The sequence below is a fragment of the Roseibium sp. genome (assembly GCF_965216085.1).
GTDB lineage: Bacteria > Pseudomonadota > Alphaproteobacteria > Rhizobiales > Stappiaceae > Roseibium.
This window is the reverse complement of record NZ_OZ244138.1, coordinates 2,929,694-2,953,986: the sequence shown is the minus strand read 5'-3', so window position 1 is coordinate 2,953,986 and position 24,293 is coordinate 2,929,694. Positions and strand designations below refer to the sequence as shown.

26 protein-coding genes are annotated in these 24,293 nt (G+C 55.2%); 10 read left to right on the top strand and 16 right to left on the bottom strand.

The genetic code is table 11. The features are described from left to right. Positions 1-62: 62 nt before the first annotated feature. Positions 63-1,349 (top strand): GTPase HflX, encoded by a 1,287-nt coding sequence (hflX, locus tag ACOOFE_RS13935; RefSeq protein WP_420415579.1) that lies wholly within the window; start codon positions 63-65, stop codon positions 1,347-1,349. 48 nt (positions 1,350-1,397) lie between these two features. Here hflX and ACOOFE_RS13930 read toward each other — a convergent pair whose 3' ends face one another. From ACOOFE_RS13930 to ACOOFE_RS13875, 12 genes are all read right to left on the bottom strand, one after another. Beyond that, complete coding sequence (locus ACOOFE_RS13930; protein ID WP_420415478.1) at positions 1,398-2,126, bottom strand: substrate-binding periplasmic protein; 729 nt, start codon at positions 2,124-2,126, stop codon at positions 1,398-1,400. Between the two features lie 37 nt (positions 2,127-2,163). Then, positions 2,164-2,868 carry a substrate-binding periplasmic protein gene (locus ACOOFE_RS13925; RefSeq protein WP_420415477.1) on the bottom strand — a complete coding sequence of 235 codons (705 nt, stop codon included), beginning with the start codon at positions 2,866-2,868 and terminating at the stop codon, positions 2,164-2,166. Positions 2,869-3,080: 212 nt separating this feature from the next. Beyond that, positions 3,081-3,914 carry a nucleoside triphosphate pyrophosphohydrolase gene (mazG, locus tag ACOOFE_RS13920; protein WP_420415476.1) on the bottom strand — a complete coding sequence of 278 codons (834 nt, stop codon included), beginning with the start codon at positions 3,912-3,914 and terminating at the stop codon, positions 3,081-3,083. Positions 3,915-4,145: 231 nt separating this feature from the next. Then, entirely contained in the window at positions 4,146-5,291 is a 1,146-nt protein-coding gene (locus tag ACOOFE_RS13915) for an ABC transporter permease (RefSeq protein ID WP_420415475.1), read from the bottom strand. Further along, on the bottom strand, positions 5,288-6,211 hold the full coding sequence (locus ACOOFE_RS13910) for an ABC transporter permease (protein ID WP_420415474.1): 924 nt from the start codon (positions 6,209-6,211) through the stop codon (positions 5,288-5,290). The genes ACOOFE_RS13915 and ACOOFE_RS13910 overlap by 4 nt, the downstream gene beginning before the upstream one ends. A 13-nt stretch (positions 6,212-6,224) precedes the next feature. Beyond that, positions 6,225-7,016, bottom strand: coding sequence for an ABC transporter ATP-binding protein (locus ACOOFE_RS13905; RefSeq protein ID WP_420415578.1), 792 nt, complete (start codon positions 7,014-7,016; stop codon positions 6,225-6,227). 76 nt (positions 7,017-7,092) lie between these two features. After that, positions 7,093-7,491 carry a hypothetical protein gene (locus tag ACOOFE_RS13900; protein ID WP_420415473.1) on the bottom strand — a complete coding sequence of 133 codons (399 nt, stop codon included), beginning with the start codon at positions 7,489-7,491 and terminating at the stop codon, positions 7,093-7,095. Position 7,492: 1 nt separating this feature from the next. Next, positions 7,493-8,950 (bottom strand): dihydropyrimidinase, encoded by a 1,458-nt coding sequence (gene hydA / locus ACOOFE_RS13895; RefSeq protein WP_420415472.1) that lies wholly within the window; start codon positions 8,948-8,950, stop codon positions 7,493-7,495. Positions 8,951-9,018: 68 nt separating this feature from the next. Then, on the bottom strand, positions 9,019-9,852 hold the full coding sequence (locus tag ACOOFE_RS13890) for an endo alpha-1,4 polygalactosaminidase (protein WP_420415471.1): 834 nt from the start codon (positions 9,850-9,852) through the stop codon (positions 9,019-9,021). Positions 9,853-9,918: 66 nt separating this feature from the next. Further along, positions 9,919-11,175, bottom strand: a complete 1,257-nt coding sequence (locus ACOOFE_RS13885; protein WP_420415470.1) for a Zn-dependent hydrolase — start codon at positions 11,173-11,175, stop codon at positions 9,919-9,921. A 13-nt stretch (positions 11,176-11,188) separates the two neighbouring features. Beyond that, entirely contained in the window at positions 11,189-11,476 is a 288-nt protein-coding gene (locus ACOOFE_RS13880) for a cupin domain-containing protein (RefSeq protein ID WP_420415469.1), read from the bottom strand. Between the two features lie 13 nt (positions 11,477-11,489). Then, positions 11,490-12,812 carry an aspartate aminotransferase family protein gene (locus ACOOFE_RS13875; protein ID WP_420415468.1) on the bottom strand — a complete coding sequence of 441 codons (1,323 nt, stop codon included), beginning with the start codon at positions 12,810-12,812 and terminating at the stop codon, positions 11,490-11,492. Positions 12,813-13,355: 543 nt separating this feature from the next. Between ACOOFE_RS13875 and ACOOFE_RS13870 the strand changes: the two genes are divergently transcribed. Next, positions 13,356-13,988, top strand: a complete 633-nt coding sequence (locus ACOOFE_RS13870; protein ID WP_420415467.1) for a TetR family transcriptional regulator C-terminal domain-containing protein — start codon at positions 13,356-13,358, stop codon at positions 13,986-13,988. Further along, complete coding sequence (arfB, locus tag ACOOFE_RS13865) at positions 13,985-14,446, top strand: alternative ribosome rescue aminoacyl-tRNA hydrolase ArfB (protein ID WP_420415466.1); 462 nt, start codon at positions 13,985-13,987, stop codon at positions 14,444-14,446. The genes ACOOFE_RS13870 and arfB overlap by 4 nt, the downstream gene beginning before the upstream one ends. Positions 14,447-14,506: 60 nt before the next feature. Here the strand turns inward: arfB and ACOOFE_RS13860 are convergent, their stop codons facing one another. Then, positions 14,507-15,379, bottom strand: a complete 873-nt coding sequence (locus ACOOFE_RS13860) for an ATP-binding protein (protein ID WP_420415465.1) — start codon at positions 15,377-15,379, stop codon at positions 14,507-14,509. 241 nt (positions 15,380-15,620) lie between these two features. Here ACOOFE_RS13860 and yajC point away from each other — a divergent pair, with 241 nt between their 5' ends. The 6 genes from yajC (at position 15,621) to ACOOFE_RS13830 (ending at position 20,434) form a co-directional block, all read left to right on the top strand. Further along, positions 15,621-15,953: a preprotein translocase subunit YajC gene (gene yajC / locus ACOOFE_RS13855; RefSeq protein WP_420415464.1), complete on the top strand. Its 333-nt coding sequence runs from the start codon at positions 15,621-15,623 to the stop codon at positions 15,951-15,953. A 70-nt stretch (positions 15,954-16,023) separates the two neighbouring features. Further along, complete coding sequence (secD, locus tag ACOOFE_RS13850) at positions 16,024-17,634, top strand: protein translocase subunit SecD (RefSeq protein ID WP_420415463.1); 1,611 nt, start codon at positions 16,024-16,026, stop codon at positions 17,632-17,634. A 17-nt stretch (positions 17,635-17,651) separates the two neighbouring features. Next, positions 17,652-18,602 carry a protein translocase subunit SecF gene (secF, locus tag ACOOFE_RS13845; protein ID WP_420415462.1) on the top strand — a complete coding sequence of 317 codons (951 nt, stop codon included), beginning with the start codon at positions 17,652-17,654 and terminating at the stop codon, positions 18,600-18,602. An 11-nt stretch (positions 18,603-18,613) separates the two neighbouring features. Then, the gene (locus ACOOFE_RS13840) at positions 18,614-19,006 is read left to right on the top strand and encodes an Mth938-like domain-containing protein (RefSeq protein ID WP_420415577.1); all 393 of its coding nucleotides are present in this window, start codon (positions 18,614-18,616) and stop codon (positions 19,004-19,006) included. 27 nt (positions 19,007-19,033) lie between these two features. Continuing rightward, entirely contained in the window at positions 19,034-19,885 is an 852-nt protein-coding gene (locus ACOOFE_RS13835) for a phytoene/squalene synthase family protein (RefSeq protein ID WP_420415461.1), read from the top strand. Positions 19,886-19,915: 30 nt separating this feature from the next. After that, the gene (locus tag ACOOFE_RS13830) at positions 19,916-20,434 is read left to right on the top strand and encodes a GrpB family protein (RefSeq protein WP_420415460.1); all 519 of its coding nucleotides are present in this window, start codon (positions 19,916-19,918) and stop codon (positions 20,432-20,434) included. 31 nt (positions 20,435-20,465) lie between these two features. Here ACOOFE_RS13830 and ACOOFE_RS13825 read toward each other — a convergent pair whose 3' ends face one another. The 3 genes from ACOOFE_RS13825 to ACOOFE_RS13815 all read right to left on the bottom strand — a co-directional run bounded on the left by ACOOFE_RS13825 (position 20,466) and on the right by ACOOFE_RS13815 (position 23,269). After that, entirely contained in the window at positions 20,466-20,837 is a 372-nt protein-coding gene (locus ACOOFE_RS13825; protein WP_420415459.1) for a DUF6678 family protein, read from the bottom strand. A 127-nt stretch (positions 20,838-20,964) separates the two neighbouring features. After that, positions 20,965-22,383, bottom strand: coding sequence for a methylenetetrahydrofolate--tRNA-(uracil(54)-C(5))-methyltransferase (FADH(2)-oxidizing) TrmFO (gene trmFO, locus ACOOFE_RS13820; protein WP_420415458.1), 1,419 nt, complete (start codon positions 22,381-22,383; stop codon positions 20,965-20,967). A gap of 211 nt (positions 22,384-22,594) precedes the next feature. Beyond that, on the bottom strand, positions 22,595-23,269 hold the full coding sequence (locus ACOOFE_RS13815) for a hypothetical protein (protein ID WP_420415457.1): 675 nt from the start codon (positions 23,267-23,269) through the stop codon (positions 22,595-22,597). 368 nt (positions 23,270-23,637) lie between these two features. On the opposite strand from ACOOFE_RS13815, the gene ACOOFE_RS13810 reads away from it, so the two are divergent. After that, on the top strand, positions 23,638-24,273 hold the full coding sequence (locus ACOOFE_RS13810; RefSeq protein WP_420415456.1) for a hypothetical protein: 636 nt from the start codon (positions 23,638-23,640) through the stop codon (positions 24,271-24,273). Positions 24,274-24,293: the final 20 nt, after the last annotated feature.

The following is a 24,293-nucleotide window of genomic DNA, read 5'->3' as shown; positions in this document are numbered from 1 at the left end:
GACAGAAATCGCTAAGGCAAAAAGACACTGGGGTGGATCGTCTGCCCCAGCGTTTCCGTGCGATGATTTTGGAACCAGTGATCCAACTGCGTTCCGAAACCGCCCAATCGGAACTGCGCGCCAACCGCAGCCCGGAAGCCCGGCTTGAAGAAGCATTGGGCCTGAGTGCGGCCATCAATCTTGATATTGCGCATTCTGGTGTTGTGAAGGTCAACAATCCCAAACCTGCAACTCTGTTTGGCGAAGGTAAGGTTTCCGAGTTGGCGGGCATTGTGGCCAGTGAAGATCTCGATTTGGTTGTTGTTGACCACCCACTGTCGCCGGTTCAGCAGCGAAACCTGGAACGCCACCTGAAAACCAAAGTGATCGACAGGACCGGTTTGATCCTTGAGATCTTCGGTGACCGGGCCCGCACCAAGGAAGGCCGTTTACAGGTGGATCTGGCGCATCTGAGCTGGCAGAAAAGCCGTCTGGTGCGCTCCTGGACCCACCTGGAACGTCAGCGCGGTGGCGCCGGCTTCATGGGTGGCCCAGGTGAAACGCAGATTGAGGCCGACCGCCGTCAGATCCAGGACCGGATCCTTGCCTTACAAAAACAGCTCGACAGTGTCCGCAGGACTCGTGAGCTGCACCGGAAAAAACGCAAGAAAATTCCACAGCCGGTTGTTGCCCTGGTAGGGTATACCAATGCAGGCAAATCGACCCTGTTTAACCGGCTGACGGAATCGGATGTGTTCGCAAAGGACCTCCTGTTTGCGACCCTGGATCCAACCTTGCGCAAGATTACTCTGCCGCACGGCCGTGAGATCATTCTGTCGGACACCGTGGGGTTCATATCCGATCTGCCCACCCATTTGGTTGCAGCCTTCCGCGCGACGCTGGAAGAGGTGCTAGAGGCCGATTTGATCCTTCATGTGCGCGATATTTCGCATCCGGATACGGAAGCGCAGGCGGAGGACGTTGAAAAGACGCTGGAAGATCTGGGTGTCGATGCGCAGACCGGAGCGCCGATCATCGAAGTCTGGAACAAGATCGATCTGCTCGACGAAGCATACCGGAATAAACTCTTGGACGAGGATGGCGGCGAGGGGCCAGTGGCACTTTCTGCTGTAACCGGCGTCGGAATTGAACAGCTGAGTGCACGTATTGATGCTTATATGGCCCGCCACGATGATATTTTGGCGGTCAAACTTCCTGTTGCTGAGGGGGCTTTGATCGCAAAGCTTTACCAAATGGCGGAAGTACTAGAGCGAACAGACGGCGAAGAATTTATCTTAGCTGAGGTTCGGGTCTCTGACAAGCAGCGTGGACCGTTCCGGGATGTTTATTCTGCATTTTTGACTGAATGAATGCGCCAGAAGCTGATCGTCGCTCGTGCAGTTCGGGAAACGCTACTCTCAGTCCGTCAAAAGGGGGCAGCAATAGAGTTGCTGCAAAGTCATCAGCGGCAGGGCCTGATTAAGCAAAGCCAGTTTGCGCTTGTAGCCATCCTTCTTGGTGAGCGCGACCACCAGCGGTTTGCGGTATAAAATCCGTTTTTCGGCGACCAAACCGGTGAGACCCAATTCCCTGGCTGTGTGCAAGAGAACATTCGGATCGGTGACCGCAGCATCAATCCGGCCGGCAGCGAGGGTCCGGCTGAGTTCGCGTTCGTTTTCGTTGGCATCAGCCTGTGCTTGATGTTTCTCGAACAGCGCCTGCAAGCCCAAGGGATAATCATAGGTGCGCACAAACCCGACTTTATAGCGGTTAAACAGGTTTGACGCCGAACTCCATTCAAGAGGGTTCTGGTTCCGGATAACGCCGATTTGCGACATGGCAACCGGTTTTGACGCGGCAAAACCTTCTTCAACCTCTTCCGGCCAGGCCGGAAAGTAGCCATCGAACTCAGGTCTTTTGGCAAGCAGTTTTGCTCGTGGCCAGGGCATATAAGCAATATCAAGCTGGACGCCAATAATTTTGAGCGACCGCCGTAGGGCGGCAACGGCGATCCCACCATTCTCAATATTTGGACTTGAATAAGGTGGCCATGATCCGGAAGCAATTCGCCAGACTTCAGCACCTGCCGACTTGCCGGTCAATGTCAGCAAAGTGACAGTGATTATCCAAAGAAGGCTGTGTTTCATTCAACTTTCCAGTCCGCAATGCCGACCGTTTTCCCCGTCAATTTGCTGCATTGTGTTGTTCGATTAACTCATTCAAGAGGTGGCGCCGGGCTTTGAAGGCCGGTTGGTTTGGAATTGCTAAAACCAACGGCTTTTCAGTAATCAAACTGGGATTTGCTTCCAAATTGTCGAAACCGAGTTCTTGAGCAAAATAGAGCATGACATTGGGGTCTGTAATCGCAAGGTCCATCCGTCCAGCTGCCATCTTGCGGGTAAGATCCCGCTCATTATCACAGCCAGCCTCGAGCGGTCTGTTCCGGTCTAACAGCGTTTGGATTTCCTTCGGATAGACATAAGTGCTGACATAGCCGACCCGGTATTTTTTAAAGAGATCTTCTAAAGAGCCCCATGAAACTGGTGTCTCTTTCATTTGGACGACACCAACATAAGACATCACCAAGGGGTCAGATCCCAAGAATCCGGCCCTCACTTCTTCTGGCCAAGCGGGGAAGTATCCGACGTAAGAACCAGAGCGCGCGAGCGCCTGAGCCCGTGGCCATGGCATATACTCGATTTGAAGTTCGATCCCGCCAGATTCAAGAACTTTGCGGAGCTCCGCAACGGCAATGCCACCGCCTGGTAGGTCCGGACTGGCATAGGGCGGCCACTCAAGCGCTGCGACACGCCAAGTTTCGGACTTTGTTGGGGCGATTTGCAGGGCCAAGGCGAGGAAGAGCCAGAGGAATTGGCGAAACAGAACCATTTTGCTCCAACTGTAAAAATGGATAACGTTACGGAAGTGAGTGTGGCATTTTTACGCAGTTGGGAAAACCTGCCAAAATTACATTGGCCAAATTGTTGTCAGCATGTACGCCTTTTTGACTAGCTGGGACAAAAAGAATTCAATATATCAATTAGTTGTTGATACGGTAGCAGCGATAAAATCTGACCCTTATTGCTTGTGGTTCAGTTCAATTACTCGCCGTTGGTCGAGTTTTTGGCAGCCTGCCAGGCAGCCTCCATCTCCTCCAGACTCATAGCATCCAACGTCGTTCCCTTTGATTCAGCGGTTACTTCAATAGCTGCAAAACGGTTGCGGAATTTCCGGTTTGTCCGGCGTAAGGCTTCTTCCGGATCTATGTCCAGATGCCTGGCGAGGTTGGCCAGCGCAAACAGTGTGTCTCCAAGCTCGTCGGAAATCCTGTCTTTGTCCGGTGCAGACTTGGCGAGCTCTTCGTCTAATTCGTGTGTTTCTTCGCGGATTTTATCGAGAACAAGCCGGGCATCATTCCAGTCAAACCCCACCTTTGAGGCTCGGCGTTGCAGCTTGTCGGCTTCTTGAAGGGCTGGGAATGCCGTTGGGACATCATCCAGGAACCCCTTTTGGGTTTCTGTCAAACCGAGCGCTTGACGCTCTGCCAATTTCTCGGCGCGTTCCTCCGCCTTGATCCGCTCCCAAATACCTTTGACATGATCCGCTTTTTCGCCGTTTTCATCGCCAAAGACATGCGGGTGCCGGCGGATCATCTTCTTGGTGATACCTTCAACGACGTCTTCAAAATTGAAGTGTTCATCCTCTTCCGCCATACGGGCGTGATAGACAACCTGCAGCAAGAGATCGCCAAGCTCTTCTCTGAGTTCCAGCATGTCTGACTTGGCAATCGCATCGGCGACTTCATACGCCTCTTCCAGCGTATAGGGCGCGATTGTCTCAAAACTCTGTTCAAGGTCCCAAGGGCAGCCTGTAACCGGTGTTCTAAGCGCAGCCATTATTTCGATCAGGCGGGAGATGTCGCGGCTGGGTTTCATGGTCTTGTTGGTCCTCGCCTCGGTTTCATCACTGAGTCTGTTTTAGAAGTCTTTCCACCTGTGTAACGACTCGCACTGGAATTGAAAGTAAGCTGTTAGAGAGTTAGAACGGGAGAATGGTTATGGTCAGACCAAGTCCCGATGCCATTGATAAAATGAATAGGCCCTGGTGCATAACCAGGGCCTCATTCATTGTTGATGTGGGCTCAAGCCGTGACCGGGATGGCAGGACTAGCCGCGTTGGGACGGATGCCAAAAGGTCACCGCGCGCTCCAGTAAGGCAACGATGCCGTAGAACAGAGATCCCGCGAGCGCTGCAACGGCAATTTCCGCCCAGACCATGTCTACATTCATCCGGCCGACCTCCGTGGATATCCGGAAACCCATGCCAACGATCGGCGTTCCGAAGAATTCAGCAACGATCGCGCCAATCAGGGCGAGTGTTGAATTGATCTTCAGCGCGTTGAAGATAAACGGCATGGCCATCGGCAGCCGCAGTTTGAACAGGGTTTGCCAGTAGTTCGAGGCATAGGTGCGCATCAGGTCCCGTTGCATGCTGTCAGAGGCTGCAAGACCGGAAACCGTGTTCACAAGCATCGGGAAGAAGGTCATGATAATGACGACAGCGGCTTTTGAGGGCCAGTCAAACCCGAACCACATGACCATGATCGGCGCGACACCAATGATCGGCAGCGCGGACACCAGATTGCCGATCGGCAGCAACCCACGGCGCAAGAACGGCACCCGATCGACCCAAATGGCGATCAGGAACCCGGAACCGCAGCCCAGCGCGTATCCAACCAACACAGCTTTCAGGAAGGTCTGCTGAAAGTCCGCCCAAAGCGTTGGGACGGATGTGGTCAAGCGGACCCAGATTTCCGACGGGGCGGGCAGCAAAACCTTAGGCACACCCGCGCCAGTGACGATCAACTCCCAAAGCACCAGCAGCGTGAGGCCGAAGAGGGCCGGGATCAGCAGATTTATGATCCGGGTCGTGAGAGGAGAGTGGCTTTTCCAGATAGCAAGACGCTCGACAAACAGCCAGGAGGCCGCCCAGGTGGCCGCCATGAGTGCCCAAAAGCCCAGCGCAGCTTCGCCAACATGAGTGCTGGCGGCGCTTATCAGCAGAGATGCTGCAATGGCCGTTACAACGCCAAGCGCGATGTCGCCAATCCAATTGCGCGCGAAGCCGAGCTCATAACGCACGCCAAGAATGGCCAGCATAGCCAGGCAAAGCGCCAACTGGGGAACTTCCATGATGCCGATGTCGGGTGTAAAGGCCGTGCTAAACAGACCGACGACCACCATCGCCACCACGAACCAGGCGAGTAGAGCCGGCATGTCGAACCGGCGCCGTTTGATGGATTGCGTCGTCATCGGGCCATCCCCATGCGCTTGAGGGTGATTTTTTCAAGGCCGCCAATGAGCGCAACCAAAGAACCAGCGAGGAAAGCCGCCATGAGCAGTGCCGACCAGATCTGGACGGTTTGGCCGTAATAAGAACCGGCAAGCAGCCGGGCCCCGAGGCCTGCGACAGCACCTGTTGGCAATTCTCCGACAATGGCGCCGACAAGGGATGCCGCCATGCCAATCTTCATCGACGTGAAGAGATACGGCACCGCATAAGGCAGGCGCAGTTTCCAGAAGGCCTGCCACCTTGTTGCCGAGTAGGTATGCATCAGGTCCATGTGGATGACTTCAGGTGACCGGAGACCCTTCACCATGCCGACCGTGACGGGGAAGAAGGAGAGATACGTCGAAATGATCGCTTTCGGTAAAAGACCGGAAATGCCAACAGCATTCAGAACCACGATAATCATCGGTGCAATCGCCAGGATCGGAATGGTCTGCGAAGAAATCACCCAGGGCATCAGGGATTTGTCGAGCACTCGGCTATGTACGATCCCGACAGCCAGCAAGATCCCGAGCAAAGTACCGATTAGGAAGCCGAGCAGGGTGGTCGAAAGCGTAATCCCGGTGTGAAACACCAAGGATCGTTTTGAGGTGATCTTTTTTAACACCGTGGTTTTGTAGATTTCCTGGGCGACCTGATGCGGTGCCGGCAAAACCGGGCGCTCCTGTGCCAGAGTATCTCCGACCAATTCAGTGAACGGCACATCCGCCCGGCTAGCGCGCTCATAGATCTCTTTTTGGAACGGGGTATTGAGCGCCACGGCCGCGATGTACCAGATGGCCAGAATGGCCAGGACAACCACCAGGACCGGTCCGACTGTGCCGGACATTAGACCAGCAAACGGATTGGTGGATCGGGGAGGTGCGAGGGCTGAATCTGTCATTTGTCCGCCTCCCTCAGTCTTCGTAGGAATGACCGGCCTTGAGGCCGTCGCGGACGCGGTGTGCGATCTTCAGGAACTCCGGTGTTTCCCGGATGTCCAGGGTCCGGTCCCGCGGCAGGTCACTTTCGATCACGTCGTAGATACGGCCCGGGCGCGGGCAGAGCACGACGATTTTCGTCGACAGAAACACGGCTTCCGGAATTGAGTGGGTGACAAAAACAACCGTCTTGTTGGTTTTCGCCCACAGCTGGAGAAGTTGTTCGTTGAGATGGTCGCGCACAATCTCGTCCAACGCGCCGAACGGCTCGTCCATCAGCAAAAGATCGGGCTCAACGGCAAGGGCGCGGGCAATCGAGGCGCGCTGCTGCATACCGCCGGACAATTGCCAAGGGTACTTCTTTTCAAAGCCGGCAAGGTTCACCAGCTCCATGTTTTTCTTGATCCGCTGCTGCTGTTCTTCGGCTGAAAGCCCCATGATTTCGAGCGGCAAAGCGACGTTCTTGGCAATCGTCCGCCAGGGATAAAGGGCCGCCGCCTGAAAGACATACCCATAGGATCGGTCGAGCCGGGCCTGTTCTGGTGAAACGTCATTGACGGTGATCGAACCGGCGGTCGGGCGTTCCAGATCGGCAATCACCCGCAGCAACGTGGTCTTGCCGCAGCCGGAGGGGCCGATGAAGGAGACAAAGTCGCCCTCGTCGATTTTCAGATCAATGTCTGACAGCGCATGCACTGGTCCATCATTGGTCTCGAACGTAAGCGAGAGATTATCAATATCGATCACCCGGTTCGCCTGTTCAGTCATGGCATCTTCCAGTCCATCTTCTATTTCAGCGGCAGTCAGCATTTTTCTTGAGTCCGTACGACATGTTATTTTCAGTCTAAGACTGAGAAGAAGAGGATGTGGGCGTGGGTGTTTCTGCCCGTCTGAATACAGCGATTTTGGACTTCTCTCGCCCACCCTCAAAAGGCCAGTATGTTTTCAAGTTTTCTGAGCCCACTTGTTCGAATCCTAGGAAATTCATCTCTAATCTGGCCAGGTGTCCGAAGGCCTGCATCAACCCATCATTTTCACTAAGTACACGTACCAGATCGTCCGGTAATAGTGAGAAAATCGTGGCAAGTGCAGGGCGACCTAGCAAAGACGCCTGGATCATCGCATGATCGTTCCGGTCGATGATTTCGGCAAGTCTTCGACCTTCCGGAGAAGTACAGCGTTCTCTGTAGCCAAAACTCGATTCGAATTCAGCCGCCGGCCAATGTTGGAGACCTGCGGCCATATCAAACCCCACTTGCCGGAATGCCGGTGCGTTCAACCTTGCGCGGTGCGGTCAGTTCCTTCCAGGTGCTGAGCGCCTTGTTCACCGCCTGATACGGTTCGCGTTTAACAAACTCGCCATGGCCCTGTTTGTGGTTGACGGTGCCGTCTTCGACGGCGACACGGCCACGGGTGAGCGTATAGCGAGGCAGGCCTTTGACTTTCTTGCCTTCAAAGACGTTGTAGTCGATCGCAGACTGCTGATTGGACGCCGAAATTGTCTTTTCTTTTGCCGGATCCCAGACCACCAGATCTGCGTCTGCTCCAACCAAAACTGCGCCTTTTTTCGGATAGATATTCAGAATCTTTGCAATATTGGTTGAAGTCACGGCGACGAATTCGTTTGGCGTCAGGCGGCCGGTGCCAACACCATAGGTCCAGAGCATCGGCATGCGGTCTTCCAGGCCGCCGGTGCCGTTCGGGATTTGGGTGAAATCGCCAACACCCGTGCGCTTTTGTTCTGTTGTGAAGGCGCAGTGGTCGGTGGCCACCACCTGCAGCGAACCGGACGCCAAACCAGCCCACAGGCTGTCCTGGTGTTTCTTGTCGCGGAACGGCGGGGACATCACCCGGCGGGCAGCATGATCCCAATCGGCATGTTTGTATTCGCTGTCATCAAGTGTCAGGTGCTGGATCAGAGGCTCACCGTAAGCGCGGATGCCGTTCTGGCGGGCGCGGCGGATGGCTTCATGGGCCTGCTCAGACGACGTGTGTACGATATAGACCGGCACACCTGCCATATCGGCGATCATGATGGCGCGGTTGGTGGCTTCGCCTTCCACTTCTGGCGGGCGGGAGTAGGCATGGGCTTCCGGTCCGTTGTTGCCGTCCGCGAGCAGTTTCTGCTGAAGCGTTGCGACCACATCGCCGTTTTCTGCATGCACCAGCGGCAGGGCGCCAAGCTCGGCACAGCGCTGGAAGGAGGCGAACATTTCATCGTCGTTCACCATCAAGGCGCCTTTATAGGCCATGAAGTGCTTGAAGGTGTTGATGCCCTTCTCGCGGACGACGGTTTGCATGTCGTCAAACACCTGCTCGCCCCACCAGGTGATCGCCATGTGGAAGGAGTAGTCGCAATGCGCCATGGTGGACTTGTTGTCCCACATCTGCAGAGCTTCCATCAGGCCTTGGCCTGGAGACGGCAGGGCGAAGTCAACAACCATGGTCGTGCCGCCGGCAAGGGCTGCGCGGGTGCCGGAATCAAAGTTGTCCGACGAGAAGGTGCCCATGAACGGCATTTCAAGGTGGGTGTGCGGATCGATCCCGCCCGGCATGATGTAACACCCGGTCGCATCCAGCGTTTCATCACCGGACAAGTTCGGGCCGATCTCAGTGATGACACCACCTTCGATCTTGACGTCCGCTTCGTAGGAAAGGTCAGCGGTGACGACGGTTCCGCCCTTGATCACTTTGCTCGCCATTGTCGTTCCCCTTTTTGTCTGCCGCACCATTCGGATGGGCCTGTTTGTATAAGTCTCTATTGATTTCTTCAGATCTCTGCCTGGCAAGTGACGACTGGAGCAGCAAGATCCGGGTCTTTTTGGATCATGTTGATATTCAGCCGCGCGCCTTCCGCACAGGCTTTGCCAAAATCAATGTCGGCATCTGTATATTCGGCATTGAAAGCGGGCTTGTCGGCGCGTGGGTAAGCGGCGATTTGTTCACACCACCCATCCTGATAGCATCGGTCGGTGATGGCAAAATCGAAATGCGGAAGCAGTGCGCCGGTCAACTCTGGCGCGTTCTTTTGAGCAATCCTGAGGCCCAAACCATGAGCAACATGCGCGAGCGTGGTCGCGTATTGGATCGCGTCCTTGGCTGAGAGCGCAAATCCGCTGTCTTTTTCATAGACATCCATGTTGTCCGGTTCGACGGCAGTGAACCCCTTTGCCTTGCAAGCAAGGAAGCGTTTGGTCATCAGCGGGACGAGAACATCCAGCCGGCGGATGTCGAGATACTGTTCGCCAGAGTGGCCGTCCCGGTTTTTTCCGACAACGGCTACCGGAAAGGCGGCTTTGTCTGCAGATGTGTCCGTCACGGTCCCGATGCTAACGTTACAGGCCGCCATGATGCCCTGACTTCTCAAGACCTGAAGTTGGTCCCGCGTCACCAGGTCGGGATTGAGGGCCAGCATTTCGACATCGCGGTCGAGATCCACCGGGCCGGAAAGCTGCCAATCCCACCGGTCGCCAACGTCCAAGGGGGAAGCTGACACAGGTGAAGAGGAAACGGTGGCTGCAAAACCCAGCGCGCAGACGCCTGTAAGAACCTGTTTCGTCAGGCTCCCAAAGACAGCGGCGACATTCGGTTTTGCAGATTTCACGCTTTCTTCTCCCAACCATAAAGGCTGTTGCTTTGAGGTCCCGGATTTAATCCAGGACCTCAGAAATCACTCCACGATCTCCGCGGTTTCGACGACTGCGTGGAACAGAACATCTGCGCCGGCCTTCGCCCAGTCTTTGGAGATTTCTTCCGCTTCGTTGTGCGATAGGCCATCAACACAGGGACACATGATCATCGCTGTGGGAGCGACCTTGTTGATCCAACAGGCATCATGCCCAGCGCCAGAAATGATGTTGCGGTGGGAATATCCCAGACGTTCGGCAGCATTGCGCACAGCCGTTACGCAGTTTTCGTCAAAGGTCACCGGATCAAAACCACCGACCTTCTCAAACTCGACATCCAGCCCCATGTCATCGCAGATCTTCTTGGCGCCGATTTTCAGCCGCTCTTCCATGTCGGTGATGACGCTGAGATCCGGCGAGCGGAAGTCGATGGTGAAGACGACTTTGCCCGGGATGACGTTGCGCGAATTCGGGTAGACATCGATATGTCCGGCTGCGCCAACCGCGTGCGGTTTGTGCGACCAGGCGATTTCATCAACCAGATCCAGAATACGCGCCATGCCGAGGCCGGCATTCTTGCGCATCGGCATGGGTGTGGAGCCGGTGTGGCTGTCCTTGCCGGTGACGGTCACTTGCGTCCAGGAGAGACCCTGGCCGTGGGTCACGACGCCAATGTCCTTGCCTTCCGCTTCCAGAATAGGGCCTTGCTCGATGTGCAGTTCGAACATGGCGTGCATCTTGTCTTTGCGGGCGCCGACTTCTTCGTCGCCAACCCAGCCGATGCGTTTTAGCTCATCGCCGAATTTGAGGCCTTCGTGGTCTTCCTTCGCGTAGGCTTCTTCCAGCGTATGAATTCCGGCAAAGACGCCGGAAGCGAGCATGGCCGGGGCAAAGCGGGTGCCTTCTTCGTTGGTCCAGTTGGTGACCACGATCGGATGTTTGGTCTTGATGCCGAGATCGTTCATGGTGCGGACGACTTCTAAGCCGCCAAGGACACCCAGAACCCCATCGTATTTGCCGCCGGTTGGCTGGGTGTCGAGGTGGGAGCCGACGTAAACGGGCAGGGCGTCCGGGTCGGTGCCTGCACGGGTCATGAACATATTGCCCATGGTGTCGACGCCCATGGTCATGCCGGCATCTTCACACCATTTCTGGAACAACTTGCGGCCTTCACCATCTTCATCGGTGACTGTCTGACGGTTGTTGCCGCCGGCAACGCCCGGGCCGATCTTGGCCATTTCCATCAGGCTGTCCCACAGCCGGTCTGCGTTGATCCTGAGGTTTTCGCCCGGAGCTGCCATGGTGCCGTGTCTCCTATTTCAGTTCCACTTCGACGAAGGACATTGGTTTGTCTCCGCCGTTGATTACATTGTGTTCCACGCCTTCGGTGCGCCGGTAGGCTGTGCCTGACGGAACCGAGACTGTCCGGTTTTCTCCGCCAGGTTCTTCCAAAAGCATCTCGCAATTCGTGATCGCAGTAATGACGTAGTCATATTCATGACGATGCCAGCCGGTCTCGGCGCCCGGGTCAAAATCAAACCGGGTTACGCGGACGCGGTCGTCATCAACGAGCGTTTCACTAGTGGCGGCTGGTCTCGTCATGTCGTTTTCCCGCTTAGTCGATTGCGTTCAAAACGGTTCTGAGTTTGCCAAAGAGCTCATCGATCTGGGCTTCGGAAATGATCAGCGGCGGCGACAGGGCAATGATGTCACCGGTGGTGCGGATCAGGATGCCGTCGTCATAGGCTTTCAGGAACGCTGAGAACGCGCGTTTGGTTGGCTCGCCTGCAATGGGCGTCAATTCGATCGCGCCGATCAGTCCGAGGTTCCGGATGTCGATGACATTTGGGCAGTCCTTCAAGGAATGCAGACCGTCTTCCCAGTATTGCGCAAGATCCGCAGCGCGCGTCAGCAGACCCTCTTCTTCGTAGGTGTCAAGCGTTGCAAGCGCAGCCGCACAAGCGACCGGGTGACCGGAATATGTGTAGCCATGGAAGAGTTCGATCAGATGATCAGGTCCATCCATAAAGGCGTCATAAATCTTCTTGGCGCAGAAGACGGCCCCCATCGGGATGACGCCGCTGGTGATGCCCTTGGCGGTCGTCACCATATCTGGGATGACGTCGAAATAATCGACTGCGAAAGGAGTGCCGAGACGGCCAAATCCGGTGATCACCTCGTCGAAAATCAACAAAATGCCGTTTTGGTCACAAATCTCGCGCAGGCGCTTCAGATAGCCAAGCGGCGGGATCAGAACGCCGGTGGATCCTGCGACCGGTTCGACGATCACAGCTGCAATGGTCGAGGCGTCATGCAGCTGAACCAGGCGGATCAGTTCTTCGGCATATTCAGCGCCGTTCTTCGGTTGGCCTTTGGAGAACGCGTTGCGGCTGAGGTCATGGGTGTGCGGTAGGTGATCAACACCGTTCAGCATGTTGCCGAACTGCTTGCGGTTGGCAACGATACCACCCACGGAAATGCCGCCAAAGCCAGTGCCATGATAGCCACGCTCGCGGCCAATGAACCGGGTTCGGGTACCCTGACCGATGGAGCGCTGGTAGCCGAGCGCAATTTTCAGCGCGGTGTCGACACTTTCAGAACCGGAGTTTGTAAAAAACACATGATCCAGCGGGGAGGGCATCATGGCGGTGAGGCGGGCGGCAAGTTCAAAGGCCTTCGGGTGACCCATCTGGAATGCCGGTGCATAGTCCATCTCGGCGACTTGATTTTGGACGGCTTCGACGATTTTCGGGCGACCGTGGCCGGCATTACAGCACCAAAGGCCTGCCGTGCCGTCGAGTACCTGACGGCCATCTGATGTCGTGTAATGCATGTCCTGCGCACCGACAAACATGCGCGGGTTCTGTTTGAACTGGCGATTTGCCGTATACGGCATCCAGAAGGCTTCCAGATTGTTGGTTGATGCCGGTGCCGACATGCGTCCTCCTCGCGGCCCTTTTTGAAACTGGCGTGGGCCGGCTGTTGGTTGTTTCAATGGAGGAGAGTAAGGCATAGGTCAGGCTCCCGCGCCAAGCAGGAAATTGCCTGAAATGCCGGGTCCTCTCCCCCTGGCTGTTCCAAATGCATCCCGCGCGGGCTTTTGCCTCTTTTGCCGGAAGCTATGTCCTCTGTCGGCCGATTGGCCTTGCCGTTATCCGGCCATTGTTTTGCAATGGTCTGGCTGATTCTGATCCCGTCTGCCCCATTGCGGCGCTGATGCGGATCGTCTAGCCTTCTGACCATCTGGTCAATTTCAGCCTATGGCGGATTTGACCAAATGGTCAAGATGCAAAATCAGCCGGTATGACTAATTTCTGATCATGTCCGTTGACGGTGCATTTAACTAGCCGCGGACGGCGCTGTTCTTAAGGTTCGCAAACCCATTGGAATAGCAGAGAAATGGCCCGGAGGGGGCCGAGAGTGGGGTACTTATATGGCCGATGTGGGTGGGCAGGCGCCTGCGAATTCTAGGTCCGGCGGCATGAGCCGGATTCAGGAGAAAAACCGGACCCTGATTCTGGATGCCGCCTTACAGGAGTTTTCCAAATTCGGATATTCCGGCGCGACGGTGGAGCGTATTGCAGCAGAAGCGGGTATGTCGAAATCCAATCTGCTCTACTATTTTTCATCCAAGGAAGCGATCTATACGGCAGCCCTTGCTCACATTCTGGATGTTTGGCTGGCGCCATTGAAAACGCTCGATCCGGAAGGCGATCCTGCTTTGGAGCTGTCTGATTACATCCGTCAGAAGATTGAAATTTCCGCAAGTTTCCCCGAAGCCTCCCGTTTGTTTGCCAATGAAGTGATGCAAGGGGCCCCACAGATCCTGCCGATCCTGGAAACCGATCTGAAGCGCCTGGTCTCTGAAAAGGCCAAGGTGATCGAGAGCTGGATCGATGCTGGCAAGATCAACAAGATCAGCCCTGTTCATCTGATATTTGCCATTTGGGCGACGACCCAGCATTATGCAGACTTCTCCGTTCAGGTCCGCGCGCTGACTGGCAAAGATCTAAGTGATGAAGACTTCAAGCTGGAAACCGAACGCGCGGTGACGCAACAGATTCTGGCCAGCATTGGCCTTTCGATGCCTGAAGAGTCTCAAGAAGACGCATGAACGACGAACCGGATGGCCCAGCACCCTCCTCACGAATCCCGGTAATCGGGCAGCTCTACATCCTGCGCGATGACTTGAGCGAGGATTTTATCCGCGCCTCCGGACCAGGTGGTCAAAACGTCAACAAGGTATCAACTGCGGTTCAGCTGCGCTTTAACCTGCGCGCAAATCAGACGCTGCCCCAGGAAGTGAAATCCCGTGCGGCCAAGATTGCTGGTAGCCGGCTGACCCAATATGGCGAGATCATTTTGCAGGCCGACCGCCACCGTACCCGTGAGCGGAACAGGGAAGATGCCCTGAACCGCCTGATTGACCTTCTGAAACGAGCAACGGAAAAACCAAAACCCCGCAAGGCGACCAAACCGACCCTTGGGTCTAAGCGGCGGCGACTGGATGCGAAAAAACAGCGCGGCCAGGTGAAAAAACTGCGTGGCCGCTCTTCCGGATTTGACGACTAAATTTCTGATTCTGTCGCCTCGGCAAGACTTCTGACGCCGGCGCCAAGGTCACAGAGCCAATCAATCCAGGGCTTTGCCCATCCGGCCCGCCAGATCCTGGATAAACTGAAAAGCGACACGGCCCGACCGGCTGCCGCGGGTTGTCGCCCATTCCAGCGCTTCAGCGCGCAATTTGCCGTCTTCCAGCTTCAAGCCATAGTGGTCCGCATACCCGCGAACCATGTCCAGATAGTCGTCCTGGCTGCATTTATGGAAACCAAGCCACAGGCCGAACCGGTCTGATAGAGAGACTTTTTCTTCGACGGCCTCAGACGGATTGATCGCGGTTGAGCGTTCATTTTCCATCATGTCGCGCGGCAGCAGATGCCGGCGGTTGGAGGTGGCGTAGAAGATGACGTTGTCCGGCCGGCCTTCGATGCCTCCCTCCAGTACCGCTTTCAGGGATTTGTAAGAGGTGTCGTCGTGATCGAAGCTGAGGTCATCGCAGAAGACGATAAACCGGTAGGGCGCCGATTTGATCTCGGCCATCAGTTTGGGCAGCGATTCGATGTCTTCCCGGTGAATTTCAATCAGTTTCAGCGTGTTGGACTCAAGTTCTGCATTCACCGCCGCTTGCGCTGCTTTCACCAGCGAGGATTTGCCCATACCGCGCGCACCCCACAACAGCGCGTTATTGGCCGGAAGCCCTCTGGCAAATCTGCGGGTGTTGTCGAGCAAGAGATCGCGGACATGAGAGACGGCGCACAGCAGTGTGATATCGACCCGGTTCACTTTAGCGACAGGATTGAGTTCGCCGGGTGAGGGGTGCCAGACAAAAGCATCGGCCAAATCAAAATCCGTTGGTGCCGGAACAGCAGGCACAGCCCGGCCAATCAGTTCGATCAAGGAATCGAGTTTCTTGTTTAATGCGGCAATGTCGCTCGGCGCGCTCATTCGTCTTGCAACCTCAGTCAAAAAGGCCCACCTGAGGGCCGGAAGCGATGTGGCGGGAGCAGTATCATGAAGGGCTGTCAACGCAAATGGCAGTTATTCCCATTCCAGTACGCAGCAAATTGCCGGTTATGCTTGAAATGAGGCGCGCCAACGTTATAGTCCGCGCCACCAGAATTGAGCGTTTTGCTAAGGGCCGGAAAAAAGGCCTGGGCTTAAGCGAAACGCCCCTTAGGAGAGTTGAATGTTGATCACCCCAGCCTATGCGCAAGGTGCCGGAGCCGCCGGACCTGATTTCCTCATGTCCCTGCTGCCGTTCGTGGCTATCTTCGCGATCATGTACTTCCTGATCATCCGGCCGCAGCGCCAGCGCATGAAGCAGCATCAGGAAATGGTTGCCAACCTGCGCCGCGGCGACACGATCATTACGACCGGAGGCCTGATCGGTAAGGTCTCCAAGGTTGTCGATGACGGCGAACTTCAGGTGGAACTTTCTGAAGGCGTGAAGGTTCGTGTCGTTCGGTCCATGGTTCAGGAAGTCCGCTCCAAGACCGAGCCGGCCAAAGAAGGCGCTTAAGGCGCACATTGCTGAGACCAGTTTTGATGGGCCGGAAGTGTTTCGGCCCGTCCGCTTTTAAGGCTTGACCATGCTCTATTTCGCACGCTGGAAAATTGCGCTCATCGTCCTCGTGGTTGTCGCGGGATTTGTGACGACGTTGCCCAATTTCTTTTCCGCAAAAACCATCGAAAGCTGGCCGGACTTCCTGCCGAAGAACCAGATGGTCCTCGGGCTTGACCTCCAGGGCGGGGCTTACCTGCTCTATGAGATCGACCAGAAGGATTACATTCAAAAGCGCATGAAAGCGCTTGTCAGCGACATGCGGGGATCGCTGCGCGAAAGCCCGAGGATCGGATACACCGGTCTTGGGGTGCAGGGTGAAGCCGCCCAGGTCCGCATACGTGATCTGACACGGCTGGCTGAAGCTGAAGAACGCCTGCAGCCGCTGGTCAATCCGCTGGTATCTAATATTTTTGCCGGTCAGCCGGTGAATGAGTTTGAGATCTCGGTCACTGACGATGGCCTCGTTCGCTTCACCTACTCCGAACAAGGCCTTGCTGACCGGATGACCAACATCGTCCAGCAGTCGATCGAAGTGATCCGCCGCCGCGTCGATGAACTCGGCACGACGGAGCCGAACATTCAACGTCAGGGCACCGACCGGATCCTCGTGGAAGCGCCGGGTGAAGATGACCCGGAACGGCTCAAGGATCTTGTGGGTCAGACAGCACAATTGACGTTCCACATGGTCGACACCTCCATGTCCGGCGATCAGGCGCTGCAAAGCCGCCCGCCGGTTGGCACTGTCGTCATGATGTCAGTGGATGATCCGCCGCTGCCATATCTCTTGGAAGAAGCACCGCTTTTGTCTGGTGAAGATCTGGTTGATGCACAGGTCAGCTTCGACCAACGTAACAATGAGCCGGTGGTCAATTTCCGTTTCAACACCTCCGGTGCCCGGAAATTCTCAACGGTCACTCAACAGAATGTTGGCCGCCCGTTTGCGATCGTTCTCGACGAGGAAGTCATTTCCGCACCTGTAATCCGCGAGCCGATTACAGGCGGCGCGGGTCAGATTTCCGGCAACTTCACCGTTGATGGGGCAAACGACCTTGCTGTCTTGCTTCGTGCCGGTGCCTTGCCGGCCAAGCTGACGGTCATCGAAGAACGGTCTATTGGTCCGGGTCTTGGTGCCGATTCCATTGAATCCGGTAAGATGGCCTCCATCATCGCCGGTGTTCTGGTGATTGTGTTCATGATCCTGGCCTATGGACGGTTCGGCGTCATTGCGGATATCGCACTTGTTGGGAATATGTTCCTGATCTTTGGAGCTCTAACATTCCTGCAAGCCACGCTCACCTTGCCAGGCATCGCCGGTATCGTTTTGACAATCGGTATGGCGGTGGACGCCAACGTGCTGATTTTTGAACGTATCCGCGAAGAAGCGCGGGCAGGGCGGTCGGCCATTTCCGCGATTGACGCGGGCTACAAGCGGGCGCTTGGCACCATCTTGGACGCCAACATTACCACGCTGATTGCCGCCGTTATTCTGTTCCAGCTTGGTTCTGGACCGGTTCGCGGCTTCGCCGTGACCCTGGCGATCGGGATTTTCACCACCGTTTTCTCAGCCTTCACGTTCAGCCGGCTTTTGGTCGCCCTTTGGGTGCGCTTCCGCCGTCCGTCCGTCTTGCCGATTTGATCCGGGAGTAAAGACCAATGTTGCTGAGACTTGTTCCGGACAACACGAAATTCAAATTCATGTGGCTGCGGAAAGTCAGTTTTCCGCTGTCTATCCTGCTGGTGGTTGCTTCACTGGCCGGGTTCTTCACTGTCGGCCTGAATTTCGGCATCGACTTTAAAGGCGGCACGATCATCGAGATCAAGACCGATGGCCCGGCCGATATCGGGGCCATCCGCTCCGAATTGTCGAGCCTCAACTTGGGCGATGTTCAGGTGCAAGAGTTCGGTGCGCCGGACGACATCCTGATCCGCGTTGAAGAACAGCCGGGCGGCGAACTTGCCCAGCAGTCTGTGGTTGGCAAGGTGCGGACGATCTTTGCCGATGACAATGTTGATTTCCGCCGTGTTGAAGTGGTCGGTCCGCGCGTGTCCGGCGAGCTGGCCCAGGCGGGCGCGATCGCGGTGATCGCGTCGCTCCTGGCGATTATGTTCTACATCTGGTTCCGCTTTGAATGGCACTTTGCCGTTGGGGCGATCCTGACCACGGCCAACGACGTGGTGGTCACTGTCGGCCTGTTTGTGCTGTTGCAGCTGGACTTCTCCTTGTCGAGTATCGCGGCCGTCCTGACGATTATCGGGTATTCGCTCAACGATACCGTGGTTGTCTATGACCGGATCCGTGAGAACCTCAGGAAATACAAGAGGAAGCCACTGACCGAGCTGCTGGATCTTTCGATCAACGAAACACTGTCGCGGACGACCATGACCTCTGTCACCACCTTGCTGGCCTTGATCGCGCTTTATGCGTTTGGCGGTGAAGTGATCCAGTCGTTCACATTGGCGATGATCTTCGGCATCGTGATTGGCACCTATTCGTCGATCTTCCTGGCAGCTCCGTTCCTGATCCTGTTGAACCTTCGGTCCGATGCTCTGGCACCGAAAGATGAGGACGGTGAAAAGGGCGAAGGGTCGGAAGCGCCAGTCTGATCGTGAAAGGTCTGACCGTGAAGGGACTTGAAATTCGCGATGCCCATTACCCGGGGCGGGCTCCGCTGGACGCTTATGGCGACGGCGGGTTCCGCTTTGCGGAGATGTCGCATCGCGGATCTCTATTGTGCGTGCCAAGCGGCATCTACGGTTGGAACTTGAAAAAACCATCCGAATTCAGCCAAGAAGCCTTTGAAAAGGTTCTGGAAGAACAGGACGATATCGAAGTTCTCCTGGTTGGCACCGGTCCGGACTTGCTGCCGCTCCCGGCAGACTTGAAAGCCATGTTCCGCGAAGCCGGGATCTTGGCCGATCCCATGTCCACTGGCGCTGCGGTGCGCACCTACAACGTTCTTCTTTCCGAAGAACGGGCGGTCGCGGCAGCGCTGCTCGCTGTGGACTAACCTTCCTCAAAAGCCATATAGGCGGACATGGACAAGGACTTCGATCACGCCGTAGAGGTCGTGCGTCAGTATGACAAGGACCGCTACTTAAGCGCCTTACTGGCTCCTGAGGCACACCGGCCCGGCCTGATGGCACTTTATGCCTTCAATGTGGAAATAGCCCGTGTCCGGGAAAGCGTGTCGGAGCCGTTGCCGGGAGAAGTCCGCCTGCAATGGTGGCGCGATCTCCTGGAAGGAACCGAACATGGGGCGGTTGCCTCCAACCCGGTCGCTAACGCGTTGCTTCAAACCATTGAGACTTACAAGCTGCCAAAACATGGCTTGATCGCTATGACCGAGGCGCGGATCTTTGACCTCTATAATGATCCCATGCCAAGCCTCAACGATCTGGAAGGCTACACCGGGGAAACGGTCTCCGGTTTGATCCAGCTGGCCTGTTATGTCTTGAATAATGGTGAGGAGCCGAAAGTTGCGACCGCTGCGGGGCACGCTGGCGTTGCCTATGGCATGACGGGACTTCTGCGTGCTCTGCCGTGGCATGCGACACGGCAACAACTCTATCTACCTAAGGATCTCCTAGATCGCCATGGAGTGGATCCGCAGTCCATCTTCAAGGGCCAGATGACGGCAGAACTCGGCGCGGCCTTGACGGAAATGCGCGGTCATATCCGTCATCATCTCGAGCGCGTCCGGCAAGCGGTGGACGACGTACCGAAACCTTGCCGGAACGCCTTTTTGCCGCTGGCCCTGGTTGAACCCTTCTTGAAGAAGATGGAAACACCAGGATTTGATCTGCTTAAACAGTCAGTGGATCTTTCACAGCTTCGCCGACAGTGGATTTTGTGGCGCACCAGCAACAAATCTTTTTCCGCTATTTAGATGTTAAGACCGTCCCTTTAAGAGTGAGCCATGGTTGAGCTTACCGACTACCAAACCGTTTGGGCGGACCAGTTCCAAGATGAAGCTGCTAGGATTTCCCAGGTTCTGGGACCGAACCTGGTTGCGATCCATCACATCGGCAGCACCGCGGTGCCGGGCCTGGTGGCCAAGCCGATTATCGATCTGATGGGTGAAGTAAACTCGCTCGAAGCCTGCGATGCCATGAACCGCGAAATGCAGTTTTTGGGCTATGAGGTGATGGACGCCTATGGCATTCCAAGCCGCCGTTATTACCGGAAATTCAATTCAGAGCGGCGCAGAACTCACCACCTTCATTTATTTTTATCAGGTTCCGATCATCTCACGCGGCATCTGGCTTTCCGGGACTATCTGATCGCGCATCCTGAGGCAGCTGTTGAATATGGTAACCTGAAACGTAAGCTTTCCAGAATCGATGGCGGAGACTGGGACAGTTATGTCTCCGGCAAGGACCGCTTCGTTCAGCAGACAGAGCGACTGGCCTTGGACTGGTACGTGGGTAGGAGGTAGTCAGTCCAGCTAGGCTTTGAAATACGGGAACCTACCGAAGATATCCAGTAACTATTGTTTCGCCATCAATAACTTCAATGGGAAATTTCTTGCCGGTTTTAATAAGTGGTTCGCTGACATCGCAGTCAAACTTCATCCATTCGATTGAACAGAGTTCGACAGGTCCAAACTGAAATGTATCCATCCATGAAGTCGGGCAATAGAGGCTTGGAGGAAATGATATTTCCTTAGGCTGGTCTACATCAATAAATTTTACGATGACTATGGTTTGTGTCACACCATGCTGAGCAAGTGTTTGTATTAGCAGGCGCCATTTAGTATCTGACATAAAGGCACGCGAATAGTTCTCTCTGGAAACGCAACCATCTTTTCTCACATGTACGTTTTGGCAATGTTCTTTCATGGCTATGTAATATCCACGCCTTATCTGTGAGGATGGCTAAAGCCAACCTTTGGTCGGCGGAATGCCTAAATGCTGACTCTAGCAGTAGCGAACAAGATCGGGAGCTCAGCTGTTTTCCTCTTAGAAATCACTCGGCTGCAACGCGTACTGCGCCGATGCGGGATTGCCAATCTTTGAAATCAGCCTTGGCCCGCTCTGTCATGGCGAGCTTCTTAGCTTTGGTTTTTTCCTTGCCCTTGATACGCTTGCCATCGGCGTCCTTGGTCGGTGCTTCAACCGGCGGGAACAGGCCGAAGTTGACGTTCATCGGCTGGAAGGAGCGGGGTTTGCCTGCACCGTCATCGCGGCTGATGTGACCCTGGGTGATATGACCAAGAAGAGCGCCCATGGCAGTGGTATCTGGTGGCGCGATAATATCTTGTCCTTTTAGTTCCATGACCGCGAACAACCCGGCCATGCAGCCAACACTGGCGGATTCCACATAGCCTTCGCAGCCGGTGATCTGCCCCGCAAAGCGCAGGCGCGGATCGGCTTTTAGGCGGAGCGATTCATCCAGGACTATCGGTGAATTTAGGAAGGTGTTGCGGTGCAGGCCGCCGAGCCGGGCGAATTGTGCATTTTCCAAACCCGGGATCATCTTGAAAATGTCGCCTTGGGCGCCGTATTTCAGCTTCGTCTGGAAACCGACCATGTTGTAGAGCGTACCCAGCGCATTGTCCTGGCGCAGCTGAACCACTGCATAAGGTTTGACGTCCGGATTGTGCGCATTGGTCAGGCCCATTGGTTTCATCGGGCCATGGCGCAGGGTTTCCCGGCCGCGGGAGGCCATCACCTCGATCGGCAAACAGCCATCGAAATACGGCGTGTTTTCTTCCCATTCTTTGAAATCGGTCGACTCGCCTTCCAGAAGAGCGTCGATAAAGGCCTCATATTGCTCCTTGTCCATCGGGCAGTTGAGATAGTCCTTACCGGTGCCGCCGGGTCCGACCTTGTCATACCGGGATTGGAACCAGGCCTTGTCGAGGTCGACGGATTCAAAGTGGACGATGGGCGCAATGGCATCAAAAAACGCCAGGGCATCTTCGCCGCTTTTGGCAAGAACTGCTTCGGAGAGTGCCGGAGACGTCAGCGGACCCGTTGCAATGATGACCTTCTCCCAGTCCTCAGGCGGCAGACCGGCGACTTCTTCGCGGGAAATGGTGATCCTTGGATGGTCTTCCAATGCCTTGGTGACTGCGCCGGAAAATCCATGCCGGTCGACGGCGAGCGCACTTCCGGCCGGAACTTGATGAGCATCTGCGGACGCCATAATCAAGGAGCCGAGCTGGCGGAGTTCGTGGTGGATCAGTCCGACGGCGTTTTGCTCTGAATCATCGGAGCGGAACGAATTGGAACAGACAAGCTCGGCCAGGCCATCTGTCTGATGTGCATCGGTTTTGCGGACCGGCCGCATCTCATGCAGCACGACATCAAAACCGGCTTCGGCGATTTGCCAGGCAGCTTCGGAACCGGCAAGGCCGCCGCCAATGACATGGAGGGGGGACATGGTCTCATCCTTCGGAATTATCTGTTTCGGCTCTTAGGTGGACCGCGCCGGAAAATCTATGGCTGGCAGCCAGTCTCAAGTACCGCTTATTTGCGCCCTGAATACAGTCCTTGACACATCTTAGCAATGGGAGGATGTCTTCCAAGAAATGGCTACGTTGCGCCGGGCTCTATGTCCGGCTCTGTTTGTAGTGTGATGAGTACGGTCAATCTCACATCGTTTTAAGGTTTTCGGCTTTCGGTTGTTTCGCAAACCAGCGGGCTTTTGCGAATTGGTAGCCCACAGACAAAACAATAGCATTTGCATAGGCCAAGCCGAACAGGATGGTTTCCAAACCCAAGAATCCTATGAAACCGAATGCGCTGCTACGGTTTAGACCAATCGCAGCCAAGACCACCAAGCAGGCAAACGTCGCCGCAACCAATAAAAACAAAACAATACTGGTGATGATGGCCATCGGCCATCCAAGATCGTCACTTACCTCCCAAGCATCAACATAGGTAAAGGTCTCACCGCCGCTCCAGGCTGGTAACACCAGAGCAAGGCGCATCAAAACAGGCATTACAAGAATTGCCGGAATAAGCGATAGTGCTACGGATGCGTTTTTGCTGAAATCGAGTAATCCATCGGCAATGGCTACCGCCGTCACAATGAGGCCAAACAATACCAGTCCGGACAACAGAAAGTGCTTTGTCCACTGCCATAATAATTTTCGTCGAGGCTGGATAGTAGCGCCAGGATTCGTAGCCGGCTTGTGCAGAATTTGACGGTAACAATCGGCCTGGATCATCGCGAAACTAAACACATGAATTAGGAGCCACACCAAGACGAAAATGCCACCACCGGTAATAAAAACTACCAATGTAAAGACTAGTGACAATAACATCCAGTTTCGTCCACAACTCAGTAGAGAGACCCACTGATTGCTCCAAATTGTAGAGCTCTGGCGAAGCAGTCTGTTGAACATTTGAGGGCTCCGGAGGAAACTGCGTTTAGGAATAGGTTATCAGAGCTACCGCTATAGTTGTAAACGCCGGTTTAAGAACTGACAGGCAATTCCTCAATCGGCGCGAACGAGTAGCCGTGTAGCTAATGCTGCATGATTCAACGTGGCGGCCGAATTCAGACAAGCTGCTAGAAGGAAGGCGCAACTTCCAACTGTCGTTGTTTTTGAAAATTGAATCATATCAACGGACGTTGACCCAAGGTTACACTACGTCACCTGAAGTGAGTCGTTTTGCCATTGGGGGGATAATGGGGACGGAACAATTGGGCCTGCGCCTATTTGCACTGATTGGATTGTTGGCGCTTTGCGGTTGCGCGGGGCAATCGACCTCAGATGCCCGTGGCTGGTATGGCAATCAGGATGGTGTCGCTCCCCAAAATGCCAAAGTGTACATCTGTCATGGCTTCGGCTGCACCTATAAGACCCCAATAAATTACTCCCGCAAAGACTTGAACAGGATCCGCAGTATTCTTGCGTCCGGCAGGTCATCTCCTGCAGCAGAACGGAAAGCAATCGGAAAAGCCGTTCAATGGCAGGAAAGACGGGTTGCGGCCCAAGTCGGCTCGCAGAACGATGTCGGCGGCTTTGATGCTGAGAACTCCAGAAAACCGGGGCAGATGGACTGCATCGATGAAAGTACCAACACCACGTCGCTTCTGCTAATCGCCGAAAAGAATGGGTTTTTGAAACACCATAAGGTCAGTTCTCCCGTCGCACGCGGCTTTCTGCTCGATGGCCGGTATCCGCATGCAACAGCAACCGTCACGGAGAAAAAAACCGGGACTGCGTACGCCATTGATTCCTGGGTCCGCGCAAATGGCGCAAAGCCGGATATCATGCCCTTGGCGAAATGGATGGAAGAGGGCAGTCGTCTAGGGAGCTGAAAAGAAAAAACGCCTGCCGG

What these genes read in the sequence shown, in the direction of transcription:
- ACOOFE_RS13860 (WP_420415465.1), bottom strand. Translation starts at nt 15,379, where the DNA reads ATGAGCGCGCCGAGCGACATTGCCGCATTAAACAAGAAACTCGATTCC.
- mazG (WP_420415476.1), bottom strand. Translation starts at nt 3,914, where the DNA reads ATGAAACCCAGCCGCGACATCTCCCGCCTGATCGAAATAATGGCTGCG.
- ACOOFE_RS13875 (WP_420415468.1), bottom strand. Translation starts at nt 12,812, where the DNA reads ATGTCGGCACCGGCATCAACCAACAATCTGGAAGCCTTCTGGATGCCG.
- ACOOFE_RS13880 (WP_420415469.1), bottom strand. Translation starts at nt 11,476, where the DNA reads ATGACGAGACCAGCCGCCACTAGTGAAACGCTCGTTGATGACGACCGC.
- ACOOFE_RS13870 (WP_420415467.1), top strand. Translation starts at nt 13,356, where the DNA reads ATGAGCCGGATTCAGGAGAAAAACCGGACCCTGATTCTGGATGCCGCC.
- ACOOFE_RS13900 (WP_420415473.1), bottom strand. Translation starts at nt 7,491, where the DNA reads ATGGCCGCAGGTCTCCAACATTGGCCGGCGGCTGAATTCGAATCGAGT.
- ACOOFE_RS13905 (WP_420415578.1), bottom strand. Translation starts at nt 7,016, where the DNA reads ATGACTGAACAGGCGAACCGGGTGATCGATATTGATAATCTCTCGCTT.
- secF (WP_420415462.1), top strand. Translation starts at nt 17,652, where the DNA reads ATGTTGCTGAGACTTGTTCCGGACAACACGAAATTCAAATTCATGTGG.
- trmFO (WP_420415458.1), bottom strand. Translation starts at nt 22,383, where the DNA reads ATGTCCCCCCTCCATGTCATTGGCGGCGGCCTTGCCGGTTCCGAAGCT.
- ACOOFE_RS13910 (WP_420415474.1), bottom strand. Translation starts at nt 6,211, where the DNA reads ATGACAGATTCAGCCCTCGCACCTCCCCGATCCACCAATCCGTTTGCT.
- yajC (WP_420415464.1), top strand. Translation starts at nt 15,621, where the DNA reads ATGTTGATCACCCCAGCCTATGCGCAAGGTGCCGGAGCCGCCGGACCT.
- ACOOFE_RS13825 (WP_420415459.1), bottom strand. Translation starts at nt 20,837, where the DNA reads ATGAAAGAACATTGCCAAAACGTACATGTGAGAAAAGATGGTTGCGTT.
- ACOOFE_RS13915 (WP_420415475.1), bottom strand. Translation starts at nt 5,291, where the DNA reads ATGACGACGCAATCCATCAAACGGCGCCGGTTCGACATGCCGGCTCTA.
- ACOOFE_RS13830 (WP_420415460.1), top strand. Translation starts at nt 19,916, where the DNA reads ATGGTTGAGCTTACCGACTACCAAACCGTTTGGGCGGACCAGTTCCAA.
- hflX (WP_420415579.1), top strand. Translation starts at nt 63, where the DNA reads ATGATTTTGGAACCAGTGATCCAACTGCGTTCCGAAACCGCCCAATCG.
- ACOOFE_RS13815 (WP_420415457.1), bottom strand. Translation starts at nt 23,269, where the DNA reads ATGTTATTGTCACTAGTCTTTACATTGGTAGTTTTTATTACCGGTGGT.
- hydA (WP_420415472.1), bottom strand. Translation starts at nt 8,950, where the DNA reads ATGGCGAGCAAAGTGATCAAGGGCGGAACCGTCGTCACCGCTGACCTT.
- arfB (WP_420415466.1), top strand. Translation starts at nt 13,985, where the DNA reads ATGAACGACGAACCGGATGGCCCAGCACCCTCCTCACGAATCCCGGTA.
- ACOOFE_RS13885 (WP_420415470.1), bottom strand. Translation starts at nt 11,175, where the DNA reads ATGGCAGCTCCGGGCGAAAACCTCAGGATCAACGCAGACCGGCTGTGG.
- ACOOFE_RS13835 (WP_420415461.1), top strand. Translation starts at nt 19,034, where the DNA reads ATGGACAAGGACTTCGATCACGCCGTAGAGGTCGTGCGTCAGTATGAC.
- ACOOFE_RS13925 (WP_420415477.1), bottom strand. Translation starts at nt 2,868, where the DNA reads ATGGTTCTGTTTCGCCAATTCCTCTGGCTCTTCCTCGCCTTGGCCCTG.
- ACOOFE_RS13930 (WP_420415478.1), bottom strand. Translation starts at nt 2,126, where the DNA reads ATGAAACACAGCCTTCTTTGGATAATCACTGTCACTTTGCTGACATTG.
- secD (WP_420415463.1), top strand. Translation starts at nt 16,024, where the DNA reads ATGCTCTATTTCGCACGCTGGAAAATTGCGCTCATCGTCCTCGTGGTT.
- ACOOFE_RS13810 (WP_420415456.1), top strand. Translation starts at nt 23,638, where the DNA reads ATGGGGACGGAACAATTGGGCCTGCGCCTATTTGCACTGATTGGATTG.